The organism is Collinsella sp. LCP21S3_D3 (assembly GCF_052118305.1).
GTDB lineage: Bacteria > Actinomycetota > Coriobacteriia > Coriobacteriales > Coriobacteriaceae > Collinsella.
Window position 1 is genome coordinate 269,135 of record NZ_JBQKHK010000001.1, and the last position, 6,928, is coordinate 276,062.

At 50.4% G+C, this 6,928-nt stretch carries 5 protein-coding genes; all 5 read left to right on the plus strand.

Annotated elements, in window-relative coordinates; all coding sequences use genetic code 11:
- Positions 1 to 94 precede the first annotated feature (94 nt).
- The 5 genes from ACTQ1S_RS01095 (at position 95) to ACTQ1S_RS01115 (ending at position 6,707) form a co-directional block, all read left to right on the plus strand.
- Positions 95 to 661 carry a hypothetical protein gene (locus ACTQ1S_RS01095; RefSeq protein ID WP_441535734.1) on the plus strand — a complete coding sequence of 189 codons (567 nt, stop codon included), beginning with the start codon at positions 95 to 97 and terminating at the stop codon, positions 659 to 661.
- A gap of 40 nt (positions 662 to 701) precedes the next feature.
- Positions 702 to 1,781 carry an acyltransferase family protein gene (locus tag ACTQ1S_RS01100; protein ID WP_441535735.1) on the plus strand — a complete coding sequence of 360 codons (1,080 nt, stop codon included), beginning with the start codon at positions 702 to 704 and terminating at the stop codon, positions 1,779 to 1,781.
- Between the two features lie 632 nt (positions 1,782 to 2,413).
- Positions 2,414 to 2,626, plus strand: coding sequence for a glycosyltransferase family 2 protein (locus ACTQ1S_RS01105; RefSeq protein ID WP_441535736.1), 213 nt, complete (start codon positions 2,414 to 2,416; stop codon positions 2,624 to 2,626).
- Between the two features lie 560 nt (positions 2,627 to 3,186).
- Entirely contained in the window at positions 3,187 to 4,416 is a 1,230-nt protein-coding gene (locus ACTQ1S_RS01110; RefSeq protein ID WP_441546861.1) for a hypothetical protein, read from the plus strand.
- A gap of 80 nt (positions 4,417 to 4,496) precedes the next feature.
- Positions 4,497 to 6,707: an N-acetylmuramoyl-L-alanine amidase family protein gene (locus ACTQ1S_RS01115; protein WP_441535737.1), complete on the plus strand. Its 2,211-nt coding sequence runs from the start codon at positions 4,497 to 4,499 to the stop codon at positions 6,705 to 6,707.
- Positions 6,708 to 6,928 lie beyond the last annotated feature (221 nt).

Sequence of the window (6,928 nt, forward strand, 5' to 3'; positions counted from 1 at the left end):
CTTTCGCGATAAGTTTATACACGCTTATATAACTCGATATTATCCGATATAAGTAGATATCGCACTTGCCTTTGCCGGCTTACCGGCCGGCGTTATGGATATTATTAACGGCAAGGCGCTTACGTTCTTGCGTCGTGCCCTCCCCGAAGATCTGGCGCCTATCAACCAGGTGGAGGTAGCGCTCTCTATGGGCGATAGCTTTGTCGCGACTGGTTTGACCATAGAGGACGATCTTCTGTCGAGAGCCGCTAAGGCCACTAAGGGCTATGCCTATCTGGTGCAACTGGTCGGTTATTCCATTTGGCAGCGCGTCAACTTGCATCGTGCTAAAAGTGCCATTGTGAGCGAGCGCGACGTCACCGAAGGCATTGCGCTGGCAGAGGCTCGTTTTCACGATGTTGTTCACGAGCCCGCGATTTCTGGACTGGGGCTCAACGATATCAAATACCTTTTGGCCATGTGCGAGGATAAACAACAGTCCAAATCAGCCGAGATTGCTAGGCGCATGGGTAAAAAGACCAATGAGATCAGCTCTATTAGGGCCAAATTGCTACAAAGAGAGGTTATTCAGGCACCACAGAGGGGTTACGTGCAGTTTGCCGTGCCGGATTTAGATATTTATCTGCGAGAAAATGCCGAGGAGATTCTCGAGCGGTTCTAGGTCGAGGCTTAATTAGGTTTTGATTTTACTTGGGGGCATTATGGCAAAAATACGAGATTCCCGTATCGAATTACTTCGCATTGTCCTTATGTGGACGGTAATGGCTCATCATTTTGTTGTTCACAACGCTGATTCTGTTTCCGTATTTCCTGGTTCGTTTACTAGGTTTTTCTACAATATCTTTTTCTATCCAATTGGAAGAACTGCGGTCGGCTGTTTTGTTGCAATAACAATCTGGTTTGTTGCGGGGAAAGCTGGATACTCCATTAAACAAGCTGTCAAACAGATAGCTTCAATTGAAGGCACGGTTCTCTTTTATAGTGTTGCGCTGGGTTTTTTCTTCATGCTTCGCGGCGATATTCAAGTAAGTCCAACCAATTTGATAGATATTTTTGCACCAATTCTTACTGGTTCTAGTTGGTGGTTTGTAACCGTCTATGCTTGGCTTGTATTTTTACTGCCCTTTTTAATTCCGGCTTTGCATGCGTTGGACCAGAAACTACATCTTTATCTATCAATCTTTCTGGTCTTCGCCTTTGGATTCCTGCGTTATGTGCCGCTCTTTTGGATTCCCATCGACGGGCTACTAGTGGATTTTATTATAATTTGCGTTCTTGTTTGCTATATTCGCTGGTATGTAGATTTGTCAACAGTGAATATAAGGCACTTGGTTGCTTGCTGCATTGCTTCTTTTGTTGGAGTTGCAATCTCGTTTTATGGTCAATTCCATTTTGATGGTTTGCTGGGCTCGACCTTTGCGAATTTGTATAACGGCTTTTTTGGTTCGCCGGCGTCTATTTTTTCACTAGTTATAGCCATCTCTGTCTTGTTGATTGATTTAAAAATGCCGCATTTTTCCTCCCGTTTCGTTAACACTGTTGCGAAACTTTGTTTTGCTACTTATCTTATTTCTGACTATGGGCCTATCCAAAGTTGGCTCTGGAGCTCGCAGTTTCCCTTTACGCGTGTCGGCGTTGGACTGGGAATGTTGCAGGTGCTTCTGGTTCCAACAGCTGTGTTCACGATTTGCTTAATGTTGGAAGGTCTCAGGAAGCTCTTGATTGGTTTCATCATACGTTTTATCGGCCCTTTCGATTTGTTAAATAAAGCTTTGTCGTAGAACCAAGACTTTTGATATTTTCTTTCGCATACGTGATTTGACGACGATCCCGCTACGCTGGTGGTGGAAAGATTGGGATTCCGAACCAACGTTCACTGGTTGTAGCGGATTGGTCGATAATCATCTAGGAAAGCGCGTCGTGAGCACGCGAAACCTGTTAGAGGCATGGTAACGCCCACGGTTGTTGCAACTAAGACGACTATCACCGAGGCTGCTGTTAAGAAGCCGATCGAGCCGAAGGCTGACATGGTAACCGTTGCTAAGTTTCTGAGACCGTCGATGATGACTCGGTCGGTATGCCTCTGGTGCTGGTGTTGTTGGAGGCGCTATTAATTGCTGTAGAGGCTTCGGTTTAAATCAAGGAATCGAACCGGTTTCCACATCAATAGAATGCGCTGGCCGCATATGACGTATCGATATGGGCATGATATTGCGTTTTTTAATTTGCGGCCACAAAGATGCCTTTTGCAAAGCGTGGGGGCTATCTTGCCCGTGCTGTGCGCCCGGGCAACTTCAGTGCCGTGACGGGCGCCTACCAGATGGTCCTACGCGACGTATTTGAGCAGGTTTGAGGCTACAACGAGGAACTCGCCGCCGGCTTTAACGACGCAGACTTTTGCCCTCGGGTGTGGGTGGCCGGCTACCGCACCATCTTTACGCCCTATGCAGAGCTGTACCACCACGAGTTCACCTCGCGCGGCAGGGGAGAGGGCAACGAGGAAAAACTGCGCCGCTGGAAGCGCTTGCAAGCACTGTTCATGCGGCGCTGGCCTGAGTTCTTCTTGGATGGCGATCCGTGGCTCGGGCCGAACCTATCCTCCGACAGTGAGTACTTCTTGCTTTAGAGCGAAGTAATTTCAAGATCCGGCAAAGTGCCCTCAAGAGCTGCAAGAGCGGTGGGGTTCAAGTACTCCTCGTTCAAGCAGCTCTTGTCATATCGAAAACGTGCCTCAGAATTTTTACAGGTGGTTGTATTAAATTGGTTCGCTTATGTGCTCGGTTTGACTCAGAAGCTATTTGACGTAACGGTTGAGGTGTGGTGACTCATATTTAAATTGCAGCTACAAAGACACCTTTTATCGAATTCCCGTTGAAAAACTGAATTGATAGTTTAAAAATAACTTTAGAGAGCCTTAAATCTCGGAGAAAGGATGTCGTATGAAAAACCTTCGAGAAAGATGGCACGGACTAACAGTGCTGGGAGTTGTTGCATTTGCTGCTGCCTGCATGACGGTTGCCCCGGCGCCCTCATTTGCTGATATTGCTGGCGGTGGCGGAGGCGGTGGACCGATTACGGAATGGTGTTCCGACGGTCGTCCGATTTCTTACTGGGGCTATGACGGTTGGAACGGCACTCAAAATGAACAGACGTCTGACCCTCTTACGCGGTATAGCGTTGAGTGCAATGCTGGGGGGGACTACTCACAGGGATTTTCTAGTAGGCTTAAACTCAATTGATCAGAGCGCCTCGAGGACCGATTCTTCTGTAGTTACATCACGTCCCGCAGGTACATACTATTTCAACAAAGATGGTTTCATGAAGACCGGACTCGTCTGGTGCGAGGACGGCGAACTTCGCTATTTCGATCCGAAAACTGGCGCCATGGTCACGAACCAGTGGCATAACGATTACGAAGCCGTCTGGTACTATTTTGGCGCTGACGGGACCGCAGTTTCGGGCTGGCAGTCTATCGGTGGGGACAAGTACTACTTCTACCCCGAAAGCCATGATATGGCATACGGCCGAGTTCAAATTGACGGCAAGAATTACTTCCTGAACACCCCTGGCGCCAACGCCGATGGCCGCATGCAGCATGGCGGCTGGTTCTACGACTCCATCTACGGAAAGTGGTCCTATGCGACCTCCGACGGTGAGCTATTGACCGGTTGGCATAATCTCGGCGGGGCTTGGTACTATTTCAATGAATCTGGGGTCATGCTGACTGGCTGGATCAACGATTCGGGTACCTGGTACTACACTAATGCCTCCGGTGCGATGGTCACTGGCTGGCTCAACATCGGCGGTACTTGGTTCTACCTCGACGGCTCGGGCGCCATGGTCGCTAACAGCTGGCGCAGCCTCGGCGGCTCCTGGTACTGGTTCGGCGACTCCGGTGCAATGGCCACTGGCTGGTTCTTGGCAGGCGGCTCTTGGTACTATGCGAGCGGTTCGGGCGCCATGGCAACCGGCTGGCTCAGCAATGGCGGCACGTGGTATTGGCTCGGAGGTTCGGGCGCTATGGCCTCTAACTCTTGGGCTAACGTTGGTGGAGTTTGGTACTGGTTCGACGATTCCGGTGCGATGGCCACCGGCTGGCGTCAGGTCGGCGGCGCCTGGTACTACTTTAGCGGTTCCGGCGCTATGGCCCACGACGCCTGGGTCGGCGACTACTACCTCCAGTCTTCTGGCGCCATGGCTACGAATGCCTGGGTTGGCTCCTACTATGTCGGCGAGGACGGCAAGTGGATTCCGGGCTACGGTTTAGTTTGGTATAAGAGCGGTAGCGATGTTTACCATACGCATAAGTGTCGTACCGTTGGCAAGGACGCAAAGGGCTATTCGCAGATCTCTATCCAGGAGGCCCAGAAGCGCGGTGCTTTACGAGAGTGCAAGAACTGCCAACAAATTGGCTAACGCATTATTGAGCTAGTTTTGATTGAGGCCCCGTTGCCCTGAGGTGACGGGGTCGCTGCGTGATTGGATACCGTGCTGCTATGAAGAAATGGTCATTCGGAGTGCTGGTTTTTTCGGGCCTCATTTCTTTTGGGCTCCTATTGGGTTCTCCCTCGATGTCATGCGCTCTTGATTTGGCAAACCATGATGAGGGCCCTTCTTCTGCCGTTGTTATTGCTTCTGTCGAATCATGTGTTGATGCTCAGCGCGAATCGGCCTTCGCCGTTGAGCAGAACTCTCAGGTGGATAATGAGGTCTCTTCTGAGGTTTCGAATCAAATTATTTGGCATCAGGGGTGGATATCGCCCGAAGAGGGGGCTGGTTTTTGGCGTTGGGGCTTGTCCGACGGAACAATTGCTGTTTCTTCTTGGAGACATATAAACGGTAGCTGGTACTGGTTCGACGACGAAGGCCGAATGGCTCAGGATGGATTGGTCCAAGTCGGTGGTGCGACTTATGGATTCTCCTCTTCTGGCGCAATGCGTGTCGGCTGGTACCTAGATTCTACGGGCTCCACTTCTGCTTGGCGTTATTTCTCCGGTTCTGGCGCCATGGTAAAAGGCTGGCTTTCAGACGGCAGCAACTGGTATTGGCTGGATGATGAGGGCAAGATGGTCCACGATACAATGCTGCAGATCGGGGAAGCCACGTATGGATTCTCCTCTTCTGGCGCAATGCTTATCGGATGGCACCTTGATGCTTCCGTCTGGCATTATTTCTCCGGCTCTGGCGCCCTGGTAAAGGGCTGGCTCTCGGATGGGGGCCGTTGGTACTGGCTTGATCCTGCGGACGGTTCTATGGCAACCGGGCTGAATGCATGCAATGGAACCCCTTATATCTTTAACGGGTCGGGGGCCATGCTCTCCTCTCAGTGGGCACTTGTTGACAATAACTGGTATTACGCTGACTCCAACGGCTTGCTGCATGGAGGCTGGTTGCTTCTAGGGAATTCTTGGTATTACCTGGATCCAGGAAGCCATATTATGCTCACGGGCTTTGTGCAAGTGGGCTCGTCCACCTATTTCCTTACGAGTTCAGGTGCCATGGCAACAGGCTGGGCACTTGCTGATGGTACTTGGTATTACGCCGCATCAAGCGGAGCTATTCAACGAGGACGGTGGATAAAGTCCGGAAGCGCCTGGTATTACCTTGATGATGTATCCGGCGCAATGCGTACTGGTGAATTCGCGGTAGGAAGCACGCGCTATTTTTCTTATGATTCCGGCGCGATGGCATCTTCGTGCTGGATTAACTTGGGCGACGGTATGTCATGGGCGAATTCGTCTGGAGCACTGAGCGAGCCGTTGCCTACTTCATCTGATGGATCTCCCGTAATCGCTGATCGTGCCGACTTGTCTTCATTGCCAGGTACAATTCATATTGGAGACGCGGTTTTCTATGCGGACGCAAACGGTGTCGTTAATGTGGCATCTGGTTGGATTATGTCGAATGACGCTTCTGACGAAAATGGCAATTCTTGGCACTACGCATCTTCCAATGGTGTCCTTAAGTCTGGTTGGCAATATGTCAACGGTGCGTGGTATTGGATGGACCCTTCTACATTCAAGATGAAAACTGGATGGCTTAATGACGGCGGTACGTGGTACTGGCTCCAGCCTTCGGGCGCCATGTTTGCTAATGGGTGGCTGAAAATTGATGGCGTCGACTACTACTTCAATGCAAGCGGTGCATGGTTGAATACGTCTGGTTCTGTTTTGGGGGTCAATAGGTCCAGCCTGGTCAATTGGCTTATGAGCCACGAAAACGATGGCTATTACCGTGGAACACGCTACGACACACATCTCAGCCAGGAAACGTGCATATACCCAAAGGGCGATCCGCGTTGGGACGGTTATACGGGCATGAATTGTGGTGGATTTGTATCGCATGCGTATATGAAAGCGGGCGGTAATTTAGCTCCCATTGCCGCCGAGCAGAGCCATTCCCCTTGGAGTGGAGGTCCCGGAAGGGGCGGCTGCGTAAACGCGTATCGTTGGTACGGCTACGCTATCGATACGTGCGCGAACGTGACTTATTTCAACTCTATTGATGAGTTGTTACGTAGCGGTTTGGCTCGTAAGGGGGACATTGTGTTCTTCAATCCTTACAACCCATATGCGGACGATAGCCACATTGGCTTTTTCTGGGGCAATTCGCCGAGCGAAAATTTGTTCTGGCATAGTGATGGTTATGGAAATCGCATCTCCGGTTTGACTGCTTTGGGTCCATCGAAAGTAATCTTGATTCGCTAAACTGCAAAGAAGTAGGGGCCAAGTTGCCCCTACTTCTTTGCATCTTTTTGGCGTCTTTTTGATGACTGTGTCCAACATATTTCTAATATGTTAAACGATGGGTGCTAGATGATCGCGTCGAAAATGTTGGTGTAAGGGTGACACCCTAGCGCTCGTTTAACGAAGAACGGCCTTCGTCCTAGAATCTGAAATCACCACAACAACAGGTTCTAGGAAAGGAC

Bases quoted from the DNA above. Each gene is read 5' to 3' on its own strand.
- ACTQ1S_RS01115 (WP_441535737.1), top strand. From the start codon at position 4,497: ATGAAGAAATGGTCATTCGGAGTGCTGGTTTTTTCGGGCCTCATTTCT.
- ACTQ1S_RS01095 (WP_441535734.1), top strand. From the start codon at position 95: ATGGATATTATTAACGGCAAGGCGCTTACGTTCTTGCGTCGTGCCCTC.
- ACTQ1S_RS01100 (WP_441535735.1), top strand. From the start codon at position 702: ATGGCAAAAATACGAGATTCCCGTATCGAATTACTTCGCATTGTCCTT.
- ACTQ1S_RS01110 (WP_441546861.1), top strand. From the start codon at position 3,187: ATGCTGGGGGGGACTACTCACAGGGATTTTCTAGTAGGCTTAAACTCA.